27 protein-coding genes are annotated in these 21,285 nt (G+C 66.0%); 15 read left to right on the top strand and 12 right to left on the bottom strand.

Annotated features, from left to right (window positions below):
- Positions 1-162: 162 nt before the first annotated feature.
- The 3 genes from ACEN9J_RS37575 to ACEN9J_RS37565 all read right to left on the bottom strand — a co-directional run bounded on the left by ACEN9J_RS37575 (position 163) and on the right by ACEN9J_RS37565 (position 4,798).
- The gene (locus ACEN9J_RS37575; protein WP_261212684.1) at positions 163-1,035 is read right to left on the bottom strand and encodes an SDR family oxidoreductase; all 873 of its coding nucleotides are present in this window, start codon (positions 1,033-1,035) and stop codon (positions 163-165) included.
- A gap of 578 nt (positions 1,036-1,613) precedes the next feature.
- The gene (locus ACEN9J_RS37570) at positions 1,614-2,303 is read right to left on the bottom strand and encodes a glycosyltransferase (RefSeq protein WP_261212683.1); all 690 of its coding nucleotides are present in this window, start codon (positions 2,301-2,303) and stop codon (positions 1,614-1,616) included.
- A 71-nt stretch (positions 2,304-2,374) separates the two neighbouring features.
- Complete coding sequence (locus ACEN9J_RS37565) at positions 2,375-4,798, bottom strand: catalase (RefSeq protein WP_413765707.1); 2,424 nt, start codon at positions 4,796-4,798, stop codon at positions 2,375-2,377.
- Positions 4,799-4,982: 184 nt separating this feature from the next.
- Here ACEN9J_RS37565 and ACEN9J_RS37560 point away from each other — a divergent pair, with 184 nt between their 5' ends.
- The 3 genes from ACEN9J_RS37560 to ACEN9J_RS37550 are packed head-to-tail and all read left to right on the top strand — an operon-like array spanning position 4,983 to position 6,308.
- Positions 4,983-5,732 carry a Crp/Fnr family transcriptional regulator gene (locus ACEN9J_RS37560; RefSeq protein WP_413764926.1) on the top strand — a complete coding sequence of 250 codons (750 nt, stop codon included), beginning with the start codon at positions 4,983-4,985 and terminating at the stop codon, positions 5,730-5,732.
- Positions 5,729-5,947, top strand: coding sequence for a hypothetical protein (locus ACEN9J_RS37555; RefSeq protein ID WP_413764925.1), 219 nt, complete (start codon positions 5,729-5,731; stop codon positions 5,945-5,947). Before ACEN9J_RS37560 ends, ACEN9J_RS37555 begins: the two co-directional genes overlap by 4 nt.
- Positions 5,948-5,954: 7 nt before the next feature.
- Positions 5,955-6,308: a hypothetical protein gene (locus ACEN9J_RS37550; RefSeq protein ID WP_413764924.1), complete on the top strand. Its 354-nt coding sequence runs from the start codon at positions 5,955-5,957 to the stop codon at positions 6,306-6,308.
- Positions 6,309-6,341: 33 nt separating this feature from the next.
- Here ACEN9J_RS37550 and ACEN9J_RS37545 read toward each other — a convergent pair whose 3' ends face one another.
- Positions 6,342-6,671, bottom strand: coding sequence for a hypothetical protein (locus ACEN9J_RS37545; protein ID WP_413764923.1), 330 nt, complete (start codon positions 6,669-6,671; stop codon positions 6,342-6,344).
- 213 nt (positions 6,672-6,884) lie between these two features.
- Between ACEN9J_RS37545 and ACEN9J_RS37540 the strand changes: the two genes are divergently transcribed.
- The 6 genes from ACEN9J_RS37540 to ACEN9J_RS37515 all read left to right on the top strand — a co-directional run bounded on the left by ACEN9J_RS37540 (position 6,885) and on the right by ACEN9J_RS37515 (position 10,534).
- A complete protein-coding gene (locus ACEN9J_RS37540; protein ID WP_057591461.1) occupies positions 6,885-8,261 on the top strand; it encodes an RAD55 family ATPase in 1,377 nt (458 codons plus the stop codon).
- A gap of 16 nt (positions 8,262-8,277) precedes the next feature.
- Entirely contained in the window at positions 8,278-8,724 is a 447-nt protein-coding gene (locus ACEN9J_RS37535; protein WP_413764922.1) for a response regulator, read from the top strand.
- A 237-nt stretch (positions 8,725-8,961) separates the two neighbouring features.
- On the top strand, positions 8,962-9,249 hold the full coding sequence (locus ACEN9J_RS37530; RefSeq protein WP_413764921.1) for a hypothetical protein: 288 nt from the start codon (positions 8,962-8,964) through the stop codon (positions 9,247-9,249).
- A gap of 50 nt (positions 9,250-9,299) precedes the next feature.
- A complete protein-coding gene (locus tag ACEN9J_RS37525) occupies positions 9,300-9,509 on the top strand; it encodes a DUF3606 domain-containing protein (protein WP_413764920.1) in 210 nt (69 codons plus the stop codon).
- A gap of 144 nt (positions 9,510-9,653) precedes the next feature.
- Positions 9,654-10,031, top strand: a complete 378-nt coding sequence (locus tag ACEN9J_RS37520; protein WP_413764919.1) for a hypothetical protein — start codon at positions 9,654-9,656, stop codon at positions 10,029-10,031.
- A gap of 29 nt (positions 10,032-10,060) precedes the next feature.
- Positions 10,061-10,534 (top strand): hypothetical protein, encoded by a 474-nt coding sequence (locus ACEN9J_RS37515; RefSeq protein ID WP_413764918.1) that lies wholly within the window; start codon positions 10,061-10,063, stop codon positions 10,532-10,534.
- Here ACEN9J_RS37515 and ACEN9J_RS37510 read toward each other — a convergent pair.
- Both ACEN9J_RS37510 and ACEN9J_RS37505 read right to left on the bottom strand, forming a co-directional pair.
- Positions 10,525-10,740 carry a hypothetical protein gene (locus tag ACEN9J_RS37510; RefSeq protein WP_413764917.1) on the bottom strand — a complete coding sequence of 72 codons (216 nt, stop codon included), beginning with the start codon at positions 10,738-10,740 and terminating at the stop codon, positions 10,525-10,527. The genes ACEN9J_RS37515 and ACEN9J_RS37510 overlap by 10 nt on opposite strands.
- A 215-nt stretch (positions 10,741-10,955) precedes the next feature.
- Positions 10,956-11,438, bottom strand: a complete 483-nt coding sequence (locus ACEN9J_RS37505) for a low affinity iron permease family protein (RefSeq protein WP_413765706.1) — start codon at positions 11,436-11,438, stop codon at positions 10,956-10,958.
- Between the two features lie 303 nt (positions 11,439-11,741).
- Between ACEN9J_RS37505 and ACEN9J_RS37500 the strand changes: the two genes are divergently transcribed.
- Both ACEN9J_RS37500 and ACEN9J_RS37495 read left to right on the top strand, forming a co-directional pair.
- On the top strand, positions 11,742-12,155 hold the full coding sequence (locus ACEN9J_RS37500; protein ID WP_413764916.1) for a DUF2934 domain-containing protein: 414 nt from the start codon (positions 11,742-11,744) through the stop codon (positions 12,153-12,155).
- Between the two features lie 2 nt (positions 12,156-12,157).
- Positions 12,158-12,349, top strand: a complete 192-nt coding sequence (locus ACEN9J_RS37495) for an aminoglycoside phosphotransferase (protein ID WP_413764915.1) — start codon at positions 12,158-12,160, stop codon at positions 12,347-12,349.
- A gap of 16 nt (positions 12,350-12,365) precedes the next feature.
- Here the strand turns inward: ACEN9J_RS37495 and ACEN9J_RS37490 are convergent, their stop codons facing one another.
- The 5 genes from ACEN9J_RS37490 to ACEN9J_RS37470 form a co-directional block, all read right to left on the bottom strand.
- Positions 12,366-14,660, bottom strand: a complete 2,295-nt coding sequence (locus tag ACEN9J_RS37490; RefSeq protein WP_413764914.1) for an FdhF/YdeP family oxidoreductase — start codon at positions 14,658-14,660, stop codon at positions 12,366-12,368.
- 5 nt (positions 14,661-14,665) lie between these two features.
- On the bottom strand, positions 14,666-14,923 hold the full coding sequence (locus ACEN9J_RS37485; RefSeq protein ID WP_261212670.1) for a hypothetical protein: 258 nt from the start codon (positions 14,921-14,923) through the stop codon (positions 14,666-14,668).
- A gap of 109 nt (positions 14,924-15,032) precedes the next feature.
- On the bottom strand, positions 15,033-15,296 hold the full coding sequence (locus tag ACEN9J_RS37480; RefSeq protein WP_261212669.1) for a hypothetical protein: 264 nt from the start codon (positions 15,294-15,296) through the stop codon (positions 15,033-15,035).
- Between the two features lie 29 nt (positions 15,297-15,325).
- Positions 15,326-15,529 (bottom strand): hypothetical protein, encoded by a 204-nt coding sequence (locus ACEN9J_RS37475; RefSeq protein WP_413764913.1) that lies wholly within the window; start codon positions 15,527-15,529, stop codon positions 15,326-15,328.
- A 2-nt stretch (positions 15,530-15,531) separates the two neighbouring features.
- On the bottom strand, positions 15,532-15,999 hold the full coding sequence (locus ACEN9J_RS37470) for a PA2169 family four-helix-bundle protein (protein ID WP_261212667.1): 468 nt from the start codon (positions 15,997-15,999) through the stop codon (positions 15,532-15,534).
- 269 nt (positions 16,000-16,268) lie between these two features.
- On the opposite strand from ACEN9J_RS37470, the gene ACEN9J_RS37465 reads away from it, so the two are divergent.
- The 4 genes from ACEN9J_RS37465 (at position 16,269) to ACEN9J_RS37450 (ending at position 20,441) form a co-directional block, all read left to right on the top strand.
- On the top strand, positions 16,269-16,793 hold the full coding sequence (locus ACEN9J_RS37465; RefSeq protein ID WP_261212666.1) for a (2Fe-2S)-binding protein: 525 nt from the start codon (positions 16,269-16,271) through the stop codon (positions 16,791-16,793).
- Positions 16,790-17,830 (top strand): FAD binding domain-containing protein, encoded by a 1,041-nt coding sequence (locus ACEN9J_RS37460; protein ID WP_261212665.1) that lies wholly within the window; start codon positions 16,790-16,792, stop codon positions 17,828-17,830. The genes ACEN9J_RS37465 and ACEN9J_RS37460 overlap by 4 nt, the downstream gene beginning before the upstream one ends.
- Positions 17,827-20,106: a xanthine dehydrogenase family protein molybdopterin-binding subunit gene (locus tag ACEN9J_RS37455; RefSeq protein ID WP_261212663.1), complete on the top strand. Its 2,280-nt coding sequence runs from the start codon at positions 17,827-17,829 to the stop codon at positions 20,104-20,106. Before ACEN9J_RS37460 ends, ACEN9J_RS37455 begins: the two co-directional genes overlap by 4 nt.
- A gap of 122 nt (positions 20,107-20,228) precedes the next feature.
- Positions 20,229-20,441, top strand: a complete 213-nt coding sequence (locus ACEN9J_RS37450; protein WP_261212662.1) for a hypothetical protein — start codon at positions 20,229-20,231, stop codon at positions 20,439-20,441.
- Between the two features lie 58 nt (positions 20,442-20,499).
- Here ACEN9J_RS37450 and ACEN9J_RS37445 read toward each other — a convergent pair whose 3' ends face one another.
- On the bottom strand, positions 20,500-20,988 hold the full coding sequence (locus ACEN9J_RS37445) for a hemerythrin domain-containing protein (RefSeq protein WP_261212661.1): 489 nt from the start codon (positions 20,986-20,988) through the stop codon (positions 20,500-20,502).
- Positions 20,989-21,285: the final 297 nt, after the last annotated feature.

The following is a 21,285-nucleotide window of genomic DNA, read 5'->3' as shown; positions in this document are numbered from 1 at the left end:
CGCGCCATCAGCCGTCAACCAACGCGTGGCTGAAGAGCCTCATGTGACCGCAAACACGCGTGGTCCCTAAGTGGAGGGCGACCTCTCGATCCTGCCCGGAGTGCCTTCCGCAAGGCACAGGAACGAGCGGCGCCGGAGAAAAGGTAAACGTCTGGGACCGATTCAAAGGAACGGCACGCCACCGGTCACGGGAATCGTCGCGCCCGAGATGTAGCTGCCCTCGTCGGAGGCCAGCAACACATAGACGGCCTGCAACTCGCGCGGCTGGCCCGGGCGCTTCATGGGCGTCTGCGTGCCAAACTCCTTGACGTTGTCTTCCGGCAAGGTTGAGGGGATCAGGGGTGTCCAGAAGGGGCCGGGCGCCACGCAGTTCACGCGAATGCCCTTGTCGGCGAGCAGCTGCGCCATGCCGCCCGACAGGTTCTGAATCGCGCCCTTGGTCGCGGCATAGGCCACGAGGGTGGCGTTGGGCTTGTCGGCGTTGACCGAGGCGGTGCTGATGATCGAGCTGCCGGGCTTCATATAGGGAACCGCGGCCTTGCAGAGATAGAAGTTCGCGTAAACGTTGGTGCGGAAGGTGCGATCGAACTCTCCGGCGCTGATGTCCTCGAGCGACTTGTGCGACATCTGGAAGGCGGCGTTGTTCACCAACACGTCGATGCGGCCGAAGTGCTCGAGCGTGCTGGCCACGAGGGCCTGGCACTGCGCCTCCTCGCGGATATCGCCGGGTGCGAGCACACAGCGGCGACCGGCACCCTCGACGAGGCCGCGGGTGACCTGGGCATCGGACTCTTCCTCGGCCAGGTAGGAGATCACCACGTCCGCGCCTTCGCGGGCGAAGGCCAGCGCGACTGCGCGGCCGATGCCGCTGTCGCCGCCCGTGATAAGGGCCGCCTTGCCGAGGAGCTTGCCGGCGCCCACGTACGAGTGTTCGCCGAAATCGGGGCGCGGCGACATCTCGGACTCGAGGCCGGGCGGTTGTTGCTGGGAGGTGGAGAAGGGAGGCCGGGGGCCCGCGTCGCGTGGATCGGTCATTGCTGTTCCTCTGTGCCAAGGGAAGGGATTCGGTGTTGCGCCCGCCGCATGCGGAGTCGGTGTGCCTGCCGAAGTAGTGATCGCCGATGCTCCCGCCACGGTAGGCGTAACGCGCATGCACGCGTGCGTCGCCACTGGCTTCAAAGGTTCCGCATGCGCGGGCGCAAGCCCTTGCTCTTGGTCGCAAGCGATGGTTCGAAGCCCAGGCGGGTGCGCCTGTTTCTACGAGATTGCTCGCAAAGAAGACGGCCCAATCCCATCGGGAGCGGAGAATCCGCGAAGCCGCCTACGGGCGGCACCAATGCGAGCGCATCGAGCCATCCTGTCCCGAACAATGCCGAGTTGCGGCGCGCTCAATTGAAGGCGCCAGCCAAGCGTGTGGGCGTGCCTGTTTCCGGCTCACTGTTGACCGAAGACGTGGTGGCTTTTGCCGAGGGCGTGATTGCGCTGATAGCGCCGGAGTGGCAAGACTGCCCGCGAGAGCCCTTTGAGCCGTTGCGCAGTACTGTGCCAGGCACAAGGACGAAGGACGCGCCCTCTTAAACGGCATGTTCCCACCTCCTGGGCGTCGGTGGCCATCAGGCGGCCGCCGGCTTGCCGAGGAATTGCGAGGCCACCGCGTTCAGCAGCGCATCGGCGAAACCTCCCGGAGCACGCCCCACCTTTCTCGCGCTCGTGCGAACGCGCGGCCGCGCGCTCCAGCAGATCTTCGAGCCGGTGCGCTCCAGTTCGGTGACCAGGGCCACGTCCTCGCTGCAGGCTAGCTCCTGAAAGCCTCCGGCACGCAGATAGGCATGCGCCGCCACGCCGAGGTTCGCTCCGTGCACATGGCGGTGCCCATCGGCATCGCGGTAGCTCGTGGCGAAGTGCCGTGACAGAAAAAGAGCGTTCTCGCCATGAGGCGTCCAGTCGTCCACCGCGACCGTGCCGCACACCGCATCGGCGTCGAGCGCGAGCTGCTGCGACAACCAGTCCTCGGCGACCAGGGTGTCGGCATCGGTGAAGGCGAGCCAGCGTGCGCCGAGCGCGAGCAGCGCGTTGGCACCGGCCGCGCGTGCCCACCCCACGTTGCGCGCGTCGATAGCCAGAACGTTCGCGCCCGAACGCGCGGCGATCGCGGCCGTCGCATCGCTGCAGCGATCCGCGACCACCATGATCTCCACGCGCTCTCCTCCGAGCAGCGGATCGCTGGCACAGGCCAGTGCGTGCGCCATGCAAGGCTCGATCACCGACTCTTCGTCGTGCGCGGGGATGACGATTCCGATCATGGTTCTGCCTCAGAAGGCCTGGAAGGAGGCCACAAGGAGCTGGCGCGCCAGCGCGACGCGAGAGGAGCGCATCAGTTCTTCGGCGGATCGTTCTCTCGATCGAAATGGCGCAACGGCATGGCCGCGATGAATGCCGCGATCGCCGCATCGGCATCGGAAGCATCCGCGAGCACCAGCCCCGCATCCGGCGAGCCATCGGGCAGCGCCAGCGGGATCTGCGCTTCGGCCAGCAGGGCTTCCGAGGCGCCGAAGGCCAGGATCGTCTTGCAGTGCCAGTACTGCGCGCGCAGGAACTCCAGCGTGTGGGCATCGGCGTCGAGCGCCTCCACCGCCGCGGCGCCATCGGGCAGGACAAGCGCGTCGAACAGGAAGCCCGGCGAGTTCTCCATCGTGGCGTCCGCTTCGAAGCTTTCGCCCGCGGCACCGCTGTAGGTCCCGAGTCTGGCGGCGACGAGGCGCGGCACCGCGCCAGCCTCGACCAGCGCACTGATGAGCTTCGCGAGCGACGTTCCTTCCACGCCATGCGCGATCAGGATCGCTACCTTGCGCGTGCGGATGCCGCCATCGCCCGGCCGGGCCAGCAGGGACAGCGGCGGCGAGACCTCGACTTCGGGCCGGAGCGGGTTCTCGAGTGCCTTGGGCAGAGGCGCGGGCAGTGCCATGCCCAGGTCCTGCGCAAGCCGCGCCGCCAGTTCGGGCGATGCATTCGCGAGGCTCGCGACCACGCGTTCGCGGATCGCGGGCACCGTCACCTTGGACAACTCGAAGCGGAAGGCATTGCCGATGTGCGCTTTCTCGACCTCCGACTGGCTCTCGAAGAAGAGCCGCGCCTGGGTGTAATGGTCGGCGAACTTCTCGGGCTTGATGCGCACCTTGTCCGCGTTCTCCTTCGCATCGAGGCGCCTGGCGACGCTCGTAAAACCCTGCGCGGCGCCGGCCTGGAACGGGCAGCCGCCAGCGAGCGAGTTGGGCTCGTAGGCGACGCGGCCGCGGTGGATGGCCTGGCGGTGCATGCCGTCGCGCTGGTTGTTGTGCACCTGCGCGACCGGGGCATTGATCGGCAATTCGTGGAAGTTCGGCCCGCCCAGGCGGCTGATCTGCGTGTCCACGTAGGAGTGGATCCGGCCCGCCAGCAGCGGGTCGTTGGTGAAGTCCAGGCCGGGCACGATGTGCGCGGTGCAGAAAGCCACTTGCTCGGTCTCTGCGAAGAAGTTGTCGGGGTTGCGGTTGAGCACCATGCGCCCGACGATCTGCACCGGCACCAGCTCTTCGGGGATCAGCTTGGTCGCGTCGAGGATGTCGAAGCTGAACTGCTCGGCCTGTTCCTCCGTGAAGATCTGCAAGCCCAGTTCCCACTCCGGGTACTCGCCGGCCTCGATTGCCTCCCACAGGTCGCGGCGATGGAAGTCCGGGTCGGCGCCCGAAATCTTCACCGCCTCCTCCCACACCAGCGAGTGGGTGCCGAGCTTGGGCTGCCAATGGAACTTGACGAGGAAGGACTCGCCCGCGTCGTTGACGAGGCGGAAGGTGTGGACGCCGAAGCCCTGCATCATCCGGTAGCTGCGCGGGATCGCGCGGTCCGACATCTGCCACATCAGCATGTGGGTCGACTCGGGCATCAGCGAGACGAAGTCCCAGAAGGTGTCGTGCGCGCTCGCGGCCTGCGGCATCTGGTGATGGGGCTCGGGCTTCACCGCGTGGACGAGGTCGGGGAACTTGATCGCGTCCTGGATGAAGAACACCGGCATGTTGTTGCCGACCAGGTCCCAGTTGCCTTCGTCGGTGTAGAACTTGACGGCGAAGCCGCGCACGTCGCGCGCCGTGTCCTTGGAGCCGCGTTCGCCCGCGACGGTCGAGAAGCGGACAAACACCGGCGTGATCTTTCCGGCCTCCTTGAAGGGCGCGGCCTTGGTGTACTTCGTCAGCGGCTCGTAGGCTTCGAAGAAACCGTGCGCGCCCGAGCCACGCGCATGCACGATGCGCTCGGGGATGCGCTCGTGGTCGAAGTGCGTGAGCTTCTCGCGCAGGATGAAGTCCTCGAGCAGCGCCGGCCCGCGCGCGCCGGCCTTCAGGGAGTTCTGGTTGTCGGCGATCGGTACGCCCTGGTTGGTGGTGAGCATCTGGCCCGAAGAGTCCACTCGCACGCGGTCCAGCGAATCGATGGTCGCGTTCACGCCCTCAGGGGCTGCGGTTCCCGTCTTCGCCGAGGCATTGGCCTCCGAGAGCGTGCTGCCGGTGGCCAGGCGCGATGCCGGTGTGGCGGTCGCGCCCACGGGCGCGGACTGCGCGTTCGCGATGCCATGCTCGAGCGCCTTGTTCGGATTGCCGGGCATGGCGGCGGCCAGGGCCTGCGCATCGATCATCTTCTGCGCCGGAAGGTCGTTGCTACCAGCGGCCGCGGGTGCCGGTGCTGCGGGACCGCTGTCAGTGTTGCGTGCCGCCGCACGCGCCGCATCCAGGGTGGCTACGGAAGAAGTGGTTTTTTTCTTGGACATGAGGCCTCGCATGGAGATGGGTCGTGGGAGGAGCGCGACTCTGAGGACGGGCGGGGATCCCGTGCGTAGGACAAAGCCCTCTTTGACCCATATTCGTCGCATAGCGCTCGCGCAGCTGCAAACTTGATCCAGGTTAATGCAGCACGCCGCGATGCGGTGCACCATCCGACTCAAGGAATCCTCCATGCTGACCGATGACGTACTTCGCAACCGCGCTGCAGAAATCTCAGATGCCGAGCGCAACCTGCTCGAAGGTGCCATCTCCCATACACAGACCTACGCGGCCGGCAGTGTGGTCGTTCGCCAGGGCGTGCCAGTCGACATCAGCACGCTGCTCGTCGAGGGATTCATGACACGCCATGTCGACGCACCCGATGGCAGGCGCCATCCCGTCGCGCTGCATGTGCCGGGAGACTTCGTCGACCTGCACGCCTATGCGCTGAAGGAGCTCGACCACGATGTCGCCGCATTGACCGACGTTACCGTCGCAGTCTTTCGGCATGCCGCGCTGGAAGAGATGCAGGCAGCGGAGCCCGGCCTCGCGAGGCGGCTGTGGTTCCTCACGCTGCTGGACGCGGCGATGCACCGGCAGTGGATCTACCGCTTGTCGAGCCTCAACGCGCTGCAGCGCGTGTCGCACTTCCTTTGCGAGACGCACGCCCGCCTGCTGGCGATCGGCGCATCCGACGGGCATGCCTTCTCGCTGCCGATGACGCAGGCCGATATCGGCGAGGTCTGCAGCCTCACGAATGTCCACGTCAATCGCGTGCTGCGCGAACTGCGAGAAGCCGGGCTGTGCAATGTCCGCGGCGCAAGCGTGCAGATCCTGGACTTGAAGAGCCTGGTCGAGAGAGCGCGGTTCGACCCCCAATACCTCTACCTGAACCAGCAGACCGCGGCACGCGCGGTTGCACGAACCGGGAGTTCCGCATGACCGATCGCCGCACCGTGCCCGGGCTGCGCGAAGATGCCGGCCACGCCACCGCGGAGGATGGCGTGGTGATTCTCGATGGACCCAATGGCGTGGCCGTGACGATGACGGCGGATGCCGCGGCCTTGACGGCGGAGCGTCTGCACGCGGCCTCGTTGCTGGCGCGCGAGCAACTGGCCGCCTCGAAGCCCGAAAGCGAAGGTCCGTCGAGTGCGTAGGAAGGCATTGAGCGAACGCGAGCTGCGCGTGCTGGCCAGCATGAAGCTGCTGGCGTTCTTCGAACAGCAGCAGCTCCCCGCTGAGTGCACCTCTAGGGATGACGTCGAGCGGCTGCTCGGGCTGCACGCGGCCAAGCTGCTCAAGGCAAGCTTCGACCCTCCGATCCGCGAACTTTCGGGGGAGGTCTACATCGCGCGCGCATGCGTGTCGGAGGTGACGGCGGAAGGCTTTTCGGCCCTCGCGCGCGCCCGACGCCAGCAGCCGGAGCATTTCGATGACAGGTCGCCGCGGCGGCCGCGCGCGAGGCGATTGTCGAAGATCGGCGACGCCGCGGGTGAAGAGAAGGCCGGGCCCGCTTGAGCTGACGCTGACAGCGCGTGGTGCTGCTGCGCGCTACCAGTTGCGCAACGACACGTCCATCCCGCTGGCGGAAGGATTTTCATGCGTATTTACTGCTCGCGGCCCTTCGCGCACGTCGCCCGCCAGGTCGATCAGCGCGGCCATGCCATCGGTCAATGCATGGTTCCAGTGCTTGCATGGCTTCTGGCTCTCGAGCATGTCGACCCAGGCCGCCCCCTCGGTGCCCTGCTCGAGCAGCACCCAGAAGTAACGGCCCGGGGCGGGCTCGATCACGTGCACGGAAATGTGCCGCAAGCGATTCGCGGCGAGCCCATTGCGCATCCCTGAACGTTCGTCTCCCGTGCCTTGGGCATCCTCGGCCATGTGTATCTCCTGGGGCGGTTTCGACAAGAAAGCGGGAACCCTCCGTTCTTTCGTCGCCGCGGCACGTAGGCGGGCCGCGCTTTCAGCGGCAAGGGAGTTTCGGCGCGTGCGGTTCCGGCCGGGACGCCGCCTCGCTGGCGAAGCGTTGCACAATATGCGGCGGCGCAGAGGTGAACTCGAGCGCCATCTCCTCACTCTCCGTATGTCCCCAGAATGAAAAGACTGCCCACCCATGTCGACGGCTTCGACAGCATCCTCAACGGCGGCTTGTTCGAAGGAGGCGTCTACATCTTCGAGGGGCCACCGGGCGTGGGCAAGACGACGCTGGCGAATCAGATCGCCTACACGCTGGCTCGCCGCGAGACCCGCACGCTCTACGTCACCATGCTCGCGGAATCGCATTCGAGAATGCTCCAGCACATGGAAGGGCAAGTTTTCTTCGAACAGCGCGAGGTCAACGCCAAGGTCTTCTATGTCAGCGGCTATCGAGAGCTCGAGCAAGGCGGCCTGAAATCGGTGGTTGCCTTGCTGCAAGGCGAGCTGGTTCGCCACCGCGCCGGCTTGCTGGTCATCGACGGTCTCGTAGTGGGCGGGCCGGTCTCCATGTCGGACGACTCGGTGAGGCAGTTCGTGCATGAACTCCAAAGCCTCGTGAGCGCGATGTCGTGCACATGCCTCGTGCTGACGAGCGGCAACGGGAATGCCCTGAGTGCCGAGCAGACGATGGTCGATGGCATTTTTTCCTTTGAGGACTACGGTTTCCACTGGCGCGCCGAGCGCCGCATGCAGGTGCGGAAGTTTCGCGGCAGCCAGGTCATCCGCGGCCGGCATACCTTCTGCATTTCTTCGAGCGGCCTTCAATTTTTTCCGCGCCTGGAAAGTCTCCCTGTCACGGCATCGCCTGGAACCCTGGGGCCGGAAACCCTCTCGTCCGGAATACCGGCGCTCGATGCAGTCCTACGGGCCGGCGGGGTTCTTTCCGGCAGCGCTTCGGTGGTCATCGGTCAGAGTGGTGCCGGCAAGACCACTCTGGCGCTCGCGTTTGCTGCAGCAGCAACTGACGACGCGCCCGGTCTTCTTCTGCCGTGCACGGAATTGGTGGGGGACTTGAAGCGCATGGGGCAGGAGTTGGGCCTGGCCGTCGCGCAAGCCGCTGATTCCGGTGCGCTCACCGTTCAACCGCTCGGTCACGAAGACGAATCCATGGATGAGATGGGGCACAAGCTGCTGCGACTGGTCGACGAGTTGAAGGTCCGCCGATTGGTCGTGGACGGTCTGGCTGGCATGGCCGACACCCTGGCTTTCTCCGAACGGGGCTATCGCTTCCTGGGGCGCCTGCTCGGGGAGCTCAAGTCTCGAGGCGTGACATCGCTGTTCACCGTGGATCCCGCCGCCCTTTCGGCCGCGGCCGCCTCGCCGCTGGCGGAAGGCGTGGTCGGCTGGTTCGACAACGCGTTCGAGTTTCTCCCGCGCGACAGGCATGGCGCGCGAATCCTGTCGATTTCCAAGGTTCGCGGCAGCCAGGCCTCGACAGCGACACTGGATGTCAACCTGAACCTGCTCGATGCCGGCGGGCAGCCGAGCGTCTGATCGAAAGTCCGTCCCGATGAAACTCATCCTGGTTGTCGAGGACGAATACGGTAACGCTCAGATTCTCCGGCTCCTGCTGGAATCGGAAGGCTACCGCGTTGCTTCCGCCTCCAATGGCAAGGCAGCGCTGGAGCTTCTCTCGGGCGAGGTCCCCGCCTTGATTCTCTCGGACTTCATGATGCCGATCATGAACGGCGGTGAACTCGGCGAAGCCGTGCGCCGCAACCCCGCGCTCTGCCGCATACCCTTCGTGATCATGAGCGCCACGGACGAAGAGGTGGTGCGCAAAGTCTTTCGTGGCTACGACGCGTTTCTCGTCAAGCCCTTCGAAATCGATCCCCTGCTTCTGTTGATCGAGCGCCTTGTCGCGAACGGGCGTCCGCCGCGGCCGCGCAGCGAAGAGATTGGGGAGTCGATGAAGCAGCTGATGCGCGGAATCAAGCTGCCCGGGTCTTCCGACTGAGCATGGTTTCTTGCCGGTTGGATCGATGACCACCGGCTGAGCGTCCTACGCCCGCTCGGGCGAACCCCGCGCGTCGCCGGGCCCGCCCGCCTCCTAGCTTGTCGAGGCGATCACTTCCGGGGCTTTCCGAGGCCTCCTCATGCACGCAGCTTCTTCCTTCCGCACGGTGCTCTCATCGGGCTCTTTTTATGTTGCGAGCGCAGTGGCGCAGCTGCCGTTGGCGATGGCCCGAACCTGGTGTCCACCGTGGTGCTCGATCCGTCGCCGGTCAACTACCTGGAGATCCGAATGATCAACGAACATGCTTTTGTCTACAGGGGCCACGCGTTCCGGCTGGTGCTCGAGCCCGACCCGCGCGGGCAATACCAGGTCGCGGTGGACTGGATGACGCAGCCCGACCAGGCCACGCGGCTGCCGCAGGACGCCGATCCTTACGCGACCGCCGAAGAGGCCCTGCGGCACGGCCAGCAGCAAGCCATGCGGTGGGTCCATGACCGCACGGGCGACGGACAGGGGCAGACCTAGAAGGCTGCTCTGCAGGACTTTTCCATCCATTTTTTTCCACAGGAGACGCCATGCCATCCACGAATCCGCCATCCCAGTCCATCGATGCGAAGAGCGCTTCGGACATCGAGCAACTGGCCCGCAAGCTCGACGCCACGCACGAGCAGGTCGAAGAATCCATCCGCGCCGTGGGTACGAACGCCTCGGACATCGAACTTCATCTCAAGGGATCGCGCAGTACCACCAATGCCGAGCGAACGGACGAGGCTGGCAAGGGCTGATCTTGTGGAGCTGGCGCTGGGGGACTGAATGTACTGCGCTGCGTCGAAGCGCCCTCGGCTTCCTTATTCGCGAACAGGGACGCGCTTGTCCTACGTCCATGCCGTCGCGGGCTTCAAGAATCGATCTCTTTCTGGAGGCCCACCATGCACATTCGAAAGCCGCTTGCGCTTCTTTCACTCTCGCTGGTTCTTGCAACACCCTTTGCAGGTGCACAGCAATCGTCCACCGGAAATCCAAAGGGATCGGTCGCTCCTGCTGCGGGAAACTCCACGCCCAAGGCCCAGGGGGCCACGGGTCCGCGCGTTGACACGGGACGCGGCACCGAGCCGTTGAGCAGCGAGCACGGCCCCGCCGAGGCGCGCACAGGCCAGAACCGCCCACCCGGCGGCGGTCCGAACGGCGGGCTGACGCGCACCAATCCTCAGGACACCACGCCTTCGGACAATGGGCGCAGCGCCCAGGGATCGTCGGCGCGGCCGGTGCCGTCCTCGGAATCGAAGGAACGCGAACGCAATCGGTGAGGGGCGGGCGGGCCACGTAGGTGCATCAGGTGCTGCTGCGTCGCGCCGGCCCCTGCTCGATCCTTGTGTCCATGGCGCGTCGCCTGACCCATGCTTTGCTGCTGTTGCAGCAGTTGAGCTATGCGCACACCCTTTGCGAGTTCCAGCGATTGTGCGAGCGCTGTGGTCGCGTGTCACCTTCGAGCGCCGAAATCGCGCAGAGCTTTCGGCGAATGACGGAGTGTGAGCGGCGTTGGGCTCGATGCCGCGAGGGCTTGGCTGCGGCAGACATGGCGGCATTGCGTGTTTTGAGAGCGCTCGATCTGCAGCGTCTCCTGGAAAGCGCTCACGTGCGGCTGGGTTCGTGGAGCGATGCTTCGAGCATGGACCGGATGCCCGCGTCGCATCTCTTCGAGTGGGTCTCGCACGATTGCGAAAAACTCGAACTGGCTCAGCTCGAGGATGCCATGAGTCCCGCGGAGGCTGCGATTTACGTGCAGTCCCTCGACCGGCTTCAGGGCTGATCGGGCCGATCGTCAGGCGTCGTCGAAAGGACGCGCAGCGTGTGCAAGCGCTCGGCCGCGTCCGAGAAAACCGCGTTCAACTCCTCCGCGGACATGGACGGATAACCGGCGGGCGGGCGCAGCGCCTTGCGAAGGCGCTCGCACGCGGCCTCCCAGGCCATCTGGGCGATCAGCCGGGCTTTGAGGTCCGAATCGGAAGCGAGCATGAGGCATCATGTTCCGCTCAGCCTGCCGCGCAAGCCCAATGAACTTTTCGGGCGCTTCGTCCTACAGTTCGCACTCGGCGTTCTGCTTCTCAACCGTTGAGTCGGTGCGGAGACTTCCGAGTATTTTTGCAGTCGACGCCGCTTGCATCCTTGGCGCGGCCGGCGGATTGCGCCAACGGGTGGGGTGTGTGAGACAACTGGCTTTCCCTACCGAGCTATGGCTCCGCCCGATCAGCGCACTTGGCCATGTCCCGGCCCAGCGCCACTTTCTGCGCGGCCTCGCTCGCCAGGCTGCCGGTCTTCGCCCGTTCCGCCAGCCGCGCATAGAAGGCGGCCACGCGCTGCAATTCCTGTTCGTCGAGATCCTCGATGCCGATCATGCGGTTGCTGGCGCGCTTGTGGGCCGCCAGCAGTTCGTCCAGCTTGAGGTGCATGGCTACGCTGTCCTTGTTCTGGCTCTGCTGGATCAGGAAAACCATCAGGAAGGTCACGATCGTCGTGCCGGTGTTGATCACGAGCTGCCAGTCCTCCGAGAAACCGAACAGCGGTCCGCAGATCGCCCACAGCGCCACTGCCATCAGCGCGACGCAGAAGGCTGTCGGCGTGCCAGCCCAGCGCGTGACGCGGCTGGCGAAGCGATCGAAGCGCGCCAGCCAGCGCGACCTGCCAGCGTAGGCGACGGTGGCGGTGTTTGGCATTCCGCCCACAGGGCCATCCTCGTCTTCTTGAGGATATGTGTGTTGGCTGCGCTGGATGTCTGACATGTGGAAAGCGAAAGTGCTCCTATGACCTGTTGCAGCATGCACATGAAGGCAGCTTGCCTGCGACATCTCTGCGCGCATCCTCTTGCAGGAGTCCTCCTTCTCCCGCCTCCTAGCGCGCTGGCCATCAACGTTCTGGGTGAGTAGGGCATGCTCCTACGAGATTCTTCGCCAGCACGAGACGCCGCCGTCGCTCGGCGCACCTACCGTTCCTCCAACTCAACTGCATAGGAGCTTCTGATGGCAAGTTCAAACAACGGCGGCGACCAACCTTTGGTCGCGCCTGCGGGCGGTGCTAATCCACCCATCGAACCGCTCACTGAAGGACGGGACGCCGCCGCGGCGGCGCCGCCGAAGGAGACGGGTCAAGCCGATCAGGAACGAGTGATACGTGAGGCGGCCTATTCCGCCTACGAGCGGCGCGGCAAGACCGAAGGCGATGCCGTACAGGACTGGCTGGCTGCAGAGGCAGAGGTCAATGCGAGGAATTCTTCGAAAGTCGCGGAACTCGCCCGCAAGCTCGATGCCACACCCGAGCAAGTCGAGGAGGCCATCCGGGCCGTTGGTCCGAATGCCTCGGACATCGAACTTCACCTCAAGGGTACGCGCAGCACCACGAATGCCGAGCGTACCGACGCCACCGGCAAGGAATGACCATGCCCCAGGACACCAATATCCCCGTCCCGAACAATGCCGAGTCGCGGCGCGCGCAATGGCAGGCGCTCGCCGAGCGTGTCGGTGTGCTCGTACCCGGATCGCCGTTGACCGAGGAACTGGTGGCCTTTGCCGAGGGCGTGATAGCGCTGCAGCGGCAGGACCGCGAGAATCCCTTCGAGCCGCTGCGCTAAATCCAGGCAACGTCGTTCAGGCGATCGCGCTGCGCCTCACGCGCACGGGAATCGCTTTCGCCGCGGGCACCATGCTTTCGCGCGCGAAGTACTCGAGGGGAATCAACGGATTGCACTCGGGGTAGTAGCCGCCTACGCTGCCTTTGGGCAGATCGAAGCACATGACGCGAAGACACCTCACTTGTCGCTCGCCGTCCTCGAAGCCTTCGGCGCACACGTCGACCATGTCGCCGTCGGTCAGCGACAGCCGTGCCATGTCACTGGTGTTCATCAGCAGTACGCGACGCGTGCCGTGGATGCCGCGGAAGCGGTCGTCGAGGCTGTAGATGGAGGTGTTGAACTGGTCGTCGCTGCGCAAGGTCATGAGTCGTAGCGCGTGCGAGGATGGTGCCGCGCCCTCGCGCAACAAACCATGGCCCTTGAAGTTGGCTTTGCCGTTCTTCGTCTTCCACACGCGTTCGCGCGCGGGCAGCGGCCGCGCAAAGCCCGCCGGATCTTCGAGCCGCGCATTGAAGTCATGGAACACCTCGGGCAGCACCTGCGCGATGTGCTCGCGGATGCGCGCATAGTTCTCGACCCAGGCCTCCCATGGCACAGCCGGGTTCGGCGGCAAGGTGGCGAGCGCGATGCCCGCGACGATCGCGACCTCGGAACGCAGCGTGTTCGCGGCCGGCTCGGCGACGCCGCGTGAGGCATGCATCACGCCGGTCGAGTCCTCGATCGACACCATCTGCTCGCCGCGCGCCTGACGGTCGATCTCGATGCGGCCCAGGCAGGGCAGCAGGTACGACACCTCGCCGTGCACGAGGTGGCTGCGGTTGAGCTTGGTCGCGATGTTGACCGTGAGCCGCAGCTTCTTCCACGCGGGTTCGATGCGGTCGGTGTCGGGCACGGCGCGCGTGAAGTTGCCGCCGAGCGCGACGAAGGCGCGCACCGAGCCGTCGAGCACGCCCCGGCAGGCCTCGACCGTGTTCAGACCCTTCTCGCGCGGCGGCTCGAAGCGGTAGAGCCTCGCCATCGCGTCGAGCGGCGCGAGTTCGGGCTTCTCGGTGATGCCCACGGTGCGCTGGCCCTGTACGTTCGAATGGCCACGCACCGGACAGATGCCTGCGCCGCGGCGGCCGATGTGGCCGCCCAGCAGCAACAGGTTCGACACCATCTGCACGGCCGCCACACCCTCGACATGCTGGGTCAGGCCCATGCCGTAGATGCCGATCACGGCGCGCGATTCGGCGAAGGTGGCGGCCGCCTGTTCCAGCGCCTCGCGCGACAAACCCGATTCTTCGGCAATCGAGGCCCACGAGGTCCCGCGCAGCCAGGCGGCGAATTCTTCGTAGCCCTCGGTGTGCTCGGCGAGGAAGCCGGCATCGAGCACGCGCGGCGCCCCTTGCGCAATGGCGTCGCCGTCGGCCGCCACCAGCGCCCTGCACAGGCCCGCCAGCGCCGCCAGGTCGCCGCCGTTGCGCACTTGCAGGTACTGGGTGCTGACCTGCGTCTCGGCGGGCGTGAGCATCTGCACCGGCGACTGCGGATTGGCGAAGTGCACCAGCCCCGGCTCGCGCAGCGGGTTGAAGGTCACGATCCGCGCACCGCGCTGGCGCGCTTCCTGCAGCTGGTGCAGCATGCGCGGGCTGCTCACGCCGGTGTTGTGGCCGAAGATGAAGATTGCGTCGCAATGCTCGAAGTCATCGAGCCGCACCGTGCCCACGGGCACGCCGATGGTCTCCGGCAGCGCCACCGAGGTGGTCTCGTGGCACATGTTCGAGCTGTCGGGTAGGTTGTTGTTGCCGTACAGGCGCGCCAGCAGCTGGTAGAGGTAGCTGGTCTCGAGCGAGGCGCGGCCCGAGGCATAGAACACCACCGAGGCCGGGTCCTCGCGGCGCAGCGCGCGCAGTTCGGCGCCGATCTCCGCCAAAGCGTCATCCCACGAGACCTCGAGGTACCGGTCGCTCGTCGCGTCCCACCGCATCGGCCGCGTCAGGCGGCCGCCGGATTCGAGTTCATGGTCGCTCCAGCCGAGCAATTGCGTGACCGTGTGCTGCTCGAAGAAGGCCGGCGGCATGCGCTTGGCCGTGAGCTCCCAGGCCGTGGCCTTGGCGCCGTTCTCGCAGAACTCGGCCGGGCGCGGATGACCGGGCTTAGCCCAGGCACAACTCACGCAGGCGAAGCCGCCGGGCTTGTTCTGCTTGAGCAGGGCCTGCGTTCCCGCGATCGGAATGTGCTCGCGCAGCAGGATGCCGCCCACCGCCTTCAGCGAACCCCAGCCGCCGGCCGGGTGTTCGTAGGGCTCCGGTGCTGCCGCGTCGTTCACGTCGTCTAACGCTGGCCGGGACCGGGATTGGGCTGCTGCGCGAGGTCTTCGTGCAGACCGAAGGCGGCCGAATCGTCGTGCCGGGTGTTCTCGACGTTTTTGCGCTTGTCCCGCATGCGCTCGTTGGGGGCGGGCGAGGCCACGTCCTCGCCCGCGGCCGTGCGTTGGCTCGAGAAGCGCTCGCCGCCACCGATGTTGTCTACACCGCCGCTGGTGGTGGGCCGCGTGCCGTCGCCGCTGCCCGCGATGATGGGTTGGGTCATGGGATGCTCCTTTTTAAGCACTTCAACCTAAACAGCGCGCTGCGGCGTGCTTGTAGGAACCGGTGCCGTCACTGTGCGCGGCACTGTTGCGCTGCCGACTGCGCTCTCCTCAGGCCGTGTCATCGATGGGGCCGACAGGCGGCGCGCCCTCGTCCTCGCCGCCGCTGCGCGGGCCGGAGCGTTCGTCGGGCACCATGCGCACGAGTTCGGCGCATCCGTCCTCGAAGGCGTCGAGCCACAGGTCGTAGGCCATCGGGCTGGCGGACAGCTCGATCCATTCCGAGGCATCCGCGCCTTGCTCGTGCAAGACCCAATGAAAGTTTCCCGCGCCCACCTCCTCGACGAATACGGCGATGCGTCGAAGCCGGGTCATTTCAACTTCTTGGCCAGGTACCGGCGCACCTAAGCGTTGTCCTTGCCCGAGGCGGGCGGGGCAGACTGCTTGGCGGCGCGCGCGGCGGGCGCGGGGTCATGACCGCGCTCGCCCGGGTCTCCCGAAGGCTTCTTAGCCTCGCGGCCGATGCGACTGCCGTCCGCGGGCGTGTCGATGCCCGCCTCGCCATTCTGATCGACGTTCACAGGCGACATCGACTTGCGTGTGGACATGTTCAACCCTTGGCCTTGTACTGATCGCGCAGATCACGGATCTGATCGTGGTTGCGCTGGGCGCCCTCGGCCTGGCGCTCGACCAGCGTGCGCACCGCAGGCGGCAGTTCGGACTTCAGCGCCTTGCGATAGCGGGCGACGGCTGCATCCTCGCCACGCTCGCATTCCTCGAGCATGGACAGCGCGCTGTCCGCGCCCAGCGTTCCCTTGACGTGAACCCAGCCGCGATGCAGCGCCCCGCTGGCGGTGCCGCCCGTGTCGGTCTCTCCGCCGAGCGAGCGGATCAGCGTCGCCAGTTCGGCGGCTGCCTCCGCGCACTGGGCTGACCGGCTCGCGAAGACCTGCTTGATCTGTGCGTCGTCGACCTCGTCCGCGCAGGCACGGAAACCGTACTCGCCATCGCGGGAGTTTTCGAGCAGGTCGGACAGGATCGAAACGACTTCGTCGTTGGTGCGAGTGGCGGTGGTCATGATGCTGTTGCTCCTGATTGGTTGGTGGTTGGAAAAAGGAGTCGTGAACATCCCGCGTTGGTCGTTGGAGGCATGTAGGCAAGGGCCGCGCGCGCCCGTCATGGCGAAGCCATGAGATGCACTCGGCTGGACGTTTGGCTTGCGCACAGAGTGGCGGGCTGCCGTCCGACGTGCCCAGGACAGGCCCCTGCTTAAACCCCTCGAACTGTGCCTCACCACCCGAACAACCGGTCCCGCGAGCCATCGCGAACAACGCAAAAAGGTCCCCGATGAGCCATAGCCATGCCCCGGATCCGCCCACTCCTGCGAACACGGGCCCATCGCGCCACATCGTTTGGCTGAAAGTGAATGGTCAGACGGAGACGCTTGACCTTGAGGCCTGGGTCAGCCTGTTGGACCTGCTGCGCGATCGGCTTGGCCTGACGGGCACCAAGAAGGGCTGCGATCATGGACAGTGCGGTGCCTGTACCGTGCTTGTCGATGGGCGTCGCATCAATGCCTGCCTGCGGCTCGCCGCCATGTGCGAGGGCGCGGAGATCACGACGATCGAGGGTGTGGGGCAAGGTTCGACGCTGCACCCCCTGCAGCAGGCGTTCATCGACCACGACGCGCTCCAGTGCGGCTACTGCACGCCCGGCCAGATCTGTTCCGCGATGGGGCTGCGCAACGAGGGCCAGGCCTCGAGCGCCGATGAGGTGCGGGAACTGATGAGCGGCAATTTGTGCCGCTGCGGCGCCTACCCGCAGATCGTGGCCGCTGTTTCCGAGGTGGTGCTTCAGGTGCAGGAACGATGAATCCCTTCACCCTCATCTCTCCCCCGAGCCTCGAGCGGGCATTGCACGAGTTCGCGCCCGGCAGCCAATGGATCGCTGGCGGCACCAATGTTCTCGATCTGATGAAGGAAGGCGTGGCGCGGCCCGGCAGGCTGATCGACATTACCGGGCTGGGGCTGGACCGCATCGAGACCACGGAGGGTGGCGGTCTGCGCCTCGGCGCGCTGGCGCCCAACGCCGACACCGCCTGGCACCCGCTGGTGCGGGAGGGCTACCCGTTGCTGAGCGCGGCGATTCTCGCCGGCGCCTCGCCGCAGATCCGCAACATGGCGACCAACGGTGGCAACCTGCTGCAACGCACCCGCTGCGTCTACTTCTACGACCTGGGTGCACCCTGCAACAAGCGCGAACCCGGCACCGGCTGTCCAGCCATCGGCGGTCTCAGCCGCCAGCATGCGGTGCTGGGTGCGAGCGAGCGTTGCATCGCCACGCACCCGTCCGATATGTGCGTGGCGCTCGCCGCGCTCGATGCCGTGGTGCATGTGCGTTCGGCCGCGGGCGCACGGGCGATTCCCTTCGGGGAGTTTCATCGGCTGCCGGGCGATGACCCGCAGCGCGATTCCACGCTTGAGGACGGCGAGCTTGTCGTGCACATCGAACTGCCCCCGGCGAAACGGTTCGCGAATCACAGCGCTTACATCAAGGTGCGCGACCGCGCTTCTTATGCCTTCGCGCTGGTATCCGTGGCGGCGGCGCTTGAGTTTGACGCCGCCGGCGCGATCGGCGCGGTGCGGGTCGCGCTGGGCGGCGTGGCCCACAAGCCCTGGCGGAGAACCGACGCCGAGGCGGTGCTGGTCGGGCAGCGCCCGTCCGACGCTCTCTTCGAGGCGGCCGCCGACTTGCTGCTCGAAGGCGCGACCTCGCAAGGACAGAACGGATTCAAGATCACCATGGCACGACGCGCGATCACAAGAGCCCTTTCCACCGCGACGGCGGGAACGCCGCGCGCCGGACGCAACGACGGCCCGGGCCGCCCCGACCTGAAGGAGCCGCAATGACGCGCATACCTCAGGCGTGCCGCGTGCCGGTGGCCGAACCTGGCACGGGCGACGTGCGCATCGGCGAGCCGGTCTCGCGCATCGACGGCCGGCCCAAGGTCACAGGCGAGGCGCGCTACGCGGCGGAACACCCGGCCGAAGGCTTGGTGCACGGGATGGTCGTGAACAGCACCATTGCCAAGGGCCGCATCGTGCGCATCGATGCGAGCCGGGCACTCGCGGTGGACGGTGTGCTGGACGTGCTCACGCACGAGCGGCGCCCTCACGCTCGCTCGCTCGGCATCTTCTACAAGGACATGACCTCGCCGGGGGGCACGCCCTTCAAGCCGCTGCACGACGCGCAAATCCGCTATAGCGGCCAGCCCGTGGCCCTGGTGTTGGCCGAGAGCTTCGAGGCCGCGCGTCACGCGGCGCGGCTCATCGAGGTCGAATGCAGCGCCGAGCCGCACCAGACCGGCTTGCTCGACCACACCGATCGCGCCCGCAAGCCGAGCCGCCTGAAAGCCGGATATTCGCCACCGCCCGAAGAGAAAGGCAATGCGCAGGCCGCATTCGAGGCCGCGCCGGTCAAGATCGCATCGGACTTCTACAGCGGCGTCGAGCACCACAACCCGATGGAGATGTTCGCCACCACCGTGATCCGCGGCGAGGACGGCCACTTCACGGTCTACGACAAGACCCAGAGTTCGCAGAACAGCCGTTGGTATCTGTCGCGCGTCTTCGGGCTTTCCAAGAAGAAACTGACGGTGCGCAATCCGTACGTCGGTGGCGCCTTCGGCTCTGCACTGCGGCCGCAGTACCAACTCTTCCTCGCGATGATGGCTGCGCTGCACCTGAAACGCTCGGTGCGGGTCGTGCTCACGCGTCAGCAGATGTTCACCTTCGGCCATCGCCCCGAGACGCTGCAGCGAGTCCAGCTCGCTGCCGAGCGTGATGGCACGCTGCGCGCCATACGGCATACCGCGATCGCCGAGACTTCGCGCTTCGAGGACTACGTGGAAGTTGTGGTCAACTGGTCGGGACAGCTCTACCGCTGCGACAACATCCAGCTCGACTACAAGGTGGTGCCGCTCGACCAGTACAGTCCGATCGACATGCGCGCACCCGGTGCGGCGCATGGCGTGCACGCGCTCGAGGTGGCGATGGACGAACTGGCGCACAAGTTGCGCATGGATCCGCTGGCGCTGCGGCTGCACAACTACGCCGAGCGCAATCCGATGGACGACATGCCCTACTCGACCAAGGAACTGCGCGCCTGCTACGAGCAGGGCGCACGCCGCTTCGGCTGGGAACGCCGTGCACCGCTGCCGCGCGCCACGCGCGAGGGCCACGAGTGGGTGGGCTGGGGCATGGCGACCGGCACCTGGGATGCGCTGCAGATGTTCGCTCGCGCCCGGGCGGTGCTGAAGCCCGATGGCTACCTGGTGGTGAGCAGCGCCGCGACCGACATCGGCACCGGCACCTACACGGTCATGGCCATGATCGCGGCGGCCGCGATGGGGCTACCGCTCGAGCGCGTGCGCTTCGAGCTCGGCGACTCCACGCTGCCGGTGGCGCCCATCGAGGGGGGCTCCTCGCATGTGACCACGGTGGGGTCGGCGGTGCAGGGCGTTTGCGACAAGCTCAAACGCCGGCTGTTCCGGCTCGCGCGCGGTATCGCGGGATCGCCCCTGGCCCGGGCGAAGTTCTCCGAGGTGGAATTCGCCGATGGCACGATCCGGCTGGTGAAAGCGCCGTCGACGGCGGTGGCGTTCGAGGCCGTGCTCGCCGCGAACGGCGCGCGCCCTGTGGAGGACAAGTACCTGTTGCTGCCGAGCATGCTCAAGCAGCGCAAGTACGTTCGCGCCACGCACTCGGCGGTGTTCTGCGAGGTGAAGGTCGACGAGGAACTCGGCACGGTGCGGGTGACACGCGTGGTCAGCGCGATCGCCGCGGGCCGGATCATGAGCGCGAAGACCGCGCGCAGCCAGGTGACCGGCGCCGTCGTCTGGGGCATCAGCCAGGCCCTGCACGAAGAGACGCATCCGGATCACCGGCTGGGCCGCTTCATGAACCACAGCTTTGCGGAATACCATGTGGCGGTGAACGCGGACATCCACGACATCGACGTGATCTTCGTGCAGGAGGATGACCGCGTGGTCAGCGAACTGGGCGCCAAGGGCGTCGGCGAGATCGGGATCGTCGGCGTGGCCGCCGCCGTCAGCAATGCGATCTTTCACGCGACCGGAAAGCGCATTCGCAGCACACCCATGACACCCGAAAAAGTCATGCGCTGACCCTCTGCAGAGACGATTTAGGCCAGGAGCGACCTTCGATCCGGCACGTGCAGCAAGGGAAATCTTGTTGCCTGACGCGGGCTTTCGTTAAGATCGGCGCCCGCCGAGGGTCGAGTATGCCAATGGATTTTTTGAGACGGATCGAGGATTGCCAGTTCCCGCTGGCGCTACATGACGAAGCTGACATCCGCAACGCGATCGTCCTTGAAGCCGCCGGGCTGATCGAGGCACAGCTTCCACCGGTTGGCGTGCCTTTGACCGAAGGCGCATCGGTCATCTACCGTGTGACAGCTGAGGGTAGAGCCGCCCTGGCCAAGGCAAAACGCTCGGGATAGTAGAAAAGTGCGCCAGGGCGGTGCTGTCACGGGCACCGGGCCAACCGGGTCAACCGGGTCAGGCAGACGCTGTCAGCTCCGCCATCAGTTCTTCCTTGCGCGTTGCGAGCAACTCACGCATGGTCACGAGATCGAGGCCCTTGGCCGCGCGCGCCTTGGGGAACATCTCGTTGCGCTCTTCCTTGACGTGGTGATCAATGTACTCGCCCAGGACCTTGACCTTGGCGTCGAACATCTCGTCGATCTCCGCGGCGTCCTGGATCTGGGCGATCAGGTCCTTGGCGCTCGCGTGCTCGACCTCGGCCTCGTCGAGCAGGTCGGTCTCTTTCAGGGCCTCGCGCAACGCGGGGTAGAAGATCTCTTCCTCGATCTGTGTGTGCACGGTGAGTTCGGCGCAGATCTGCTGGGCAAGGTCTCGCTTTTTGCTGGCGGCGCTGGCGGCCTTTGAGCCCGCGAGGTCCTCGTAGGCCGTAAACATCTTCTTCACGTTCTTGTGGTCGGTGTCGAGCAGGCTGCACGCATCGGGTTCGGCGCGTTTGGTAGTCATGGAGTAGCTCCTGATTGATTCGTGGGAGCCGTAAGTTCAGCCAAGGCTCGTGAATGTCTCGTAGGCGCGTTGCGCATCGCGTCGAAGGAACTGCTCCGACGATCCGACGGCTAGCGCAGCTAGCGCGTGTTGCGGGTGCGGGGCCTCGGCTTCGAGGAGCGCAGGCCCTGATCGACCTCGCCAAATGGGCGGCACCATTTCCTACAGGGTCAGGTTGCGATCGCCGATCCGCGGCCATGACTGGCCGAGAGACACAAGAGTCGATCCGTGCGCCGACATCAAGCTCATGCGCGCTGT

This window comes from Variovorax sp. Varisp41 (assembly GCF_047325085.1).
GTDB lineage: Bacteria > Pseudomonadota > Gammaproteobacteria > Burkholderiales > Burkholderiaceae_C > Variovorax.
This window is presented reverse-complemented; position numbering and strand designations above follow the sequence as displayed.

Bases quoted from the DNA above. Each gene is read 5' to 3' on its own strand.
- ACEN9J_RS37575 (WP_261212684.1), bottom strand. From the start codon at position 1,035: ATGACCGATCCACGCGACGCGGGCCCCCGGCCTCCCTTCTCCACCTCC.
- ACEN9J_RS37570 (WP_261212683.1), bottom strand. From the start codon at position 2,303: ATGATCGGAATCGTCATCCCCGCGCACGACGAAGAGTCGGTGATCGAG.
- ACEN9J_RS37565 (WP_413765707.1), bottom strand. From the start codon at position 4,798: ATGTCCAAGAAAAAAACCACTTCTTCCGTAGCCACCCTGGATGCGGCG.
- ACEN9J_RS37560 (WP_413764926.1), top strand. From the start codon at position 4,983: ATGCTGACCGATGACGTACTTCGCAACCGCGCTGCAGAAATCTCAGAT.
- ACEN9J_RS37555 (WP_413764925.1), top strand. From the start codon at position 5,729: ATGACCGATCGCCGCACCGTGCCCGGGCTGCGCGAAGATGCCGGCCAC.
- ACEN9J_RS37545 (WP_413764923.1), bottom strand. From the start codon at position 6,671: ATGGCCGAGGATGCCCAAGGCACGGGAGACGAACGTTCAGGGATGCGC.
- ACEN9J_RS37540 (WP_057591461.1), top strand. From the start codon at position 6,885: ATGAAAAGACTGCCCACCCATGTCGACGGCTTCGACAGCATCCTCAAC.
- ACEN9J_RS37535 (WP_413764922.1), top strand. From the start codon at position 8,278: ATGAAACTCATCCTGGTTGTCGAGGACGAATACGGTAACGCTCAGATT.
- ACEN9J_RS37525 (WP_413764920.1), top strand. From the start codon at position 9,300: ATGCCATCCACGAATCCGCCATCCCAGTCCATCGATGCGAAGAGCGCT.
- ACEN9J_RS37520 (WP_413764919.1), top strand. From the start codon at position 9,654: ATGCACATTCGAAAGCCGCTTGCGCTTCTTTCACTCTCGCTGGTTCTT.
- ACEN9J_RS37510 (WP_413764917.1), bottom strand. From the start codon at position 10,740: ATGCTCGCTTCCGATTCGGACCTCAAAGCCCGGCTGATCGCCCAGATG.
- ACEN9J_RS37505 (WP_413765706.1), bottom strand. From the start codon at position 11,438: ATGCCAAACACCGCCACCGTCGCCTACGCTGGCAGGTCGCGCTGGCTG.
- ACEN9J_RS37500 (WP_413764916.1), top strand. From the start codon at position 11,742: ATGGCAAGTTCAAACAACGGCGGCGACCAACCTTTGGTCGCGCCTGCG.
- ACEN9J_RS37495 (WP_413764915.1), top strand. From the start codon at position 12,158: ATGCCCCAGGACACCAATATCCCCGTCCCGAACAATGCCGAGTCGCGG.
- ACEN9J_RS37485 (WP_261212670.1), bottom strand. From the start codon at position 14,923: ATGACCCAACCCATCATCGCGGGCAGCGGCGACGGCACGCGGCCCACC.
- ACEN9J_RS37480 (WP_261212669.1), bottom strand. From the start codon at position 15,296: ATGACCCGGCTTCGACGCATCGCCGTATTCGTCGAGGAGGTGGGCGCG.
- ACEN9J_RS37475 (WP_413764913.1), bottom strand. From the start codon at position 15,529: ATGTCCACACGCAAGTCGATGTCGCCTGTGAACGTCGATCAGAATGGC.
- ACEN9J_RS37470 (WP_261212667.1), bottom strand. From the start codon at position 15,999: ATGACCACCGCCACTCGCACCAACGACGAAGTCGTTTCGATCCTGTCC.
- ACEN9J_RS37465 (WP_261212666.1), top strand. From the start codon at position 16,269: ATGAGCCATAGCCATGCCCCGGATCCGCCCACTCCTGCGAACACGGGC.
- ACEN9J_RS37460 (WP_261212665.1), top strand. From the start codon at position 16,790: ATGAATCCCTTCACCCTCATCTCTCCCCCGAGCCTCGAGCGGGCATTG.
- ACEN9J_RS37455 (WP_261212663.1), top strand. From the start codon at position 17,827: ATGACGCGCATACCTCAGGCGTGCCGCGTGCCGGTGGCCGAACCTGGC.
- ACEN9J_RS37450 (WP_261212662.1), top strand. From the start codon at position 20,229: ATGGATTTTTTGAGACGGATCGAGGATTGCCAGTTCCCGCTGGCGCTA.
- ACEN9J_RS37445 (WP_261212661.1), bottom strand. From the start codon at position 20,988: ATGACTACCAAACGCGCCGAACCCGATGCGTGCAGCCTGCTCGACACC.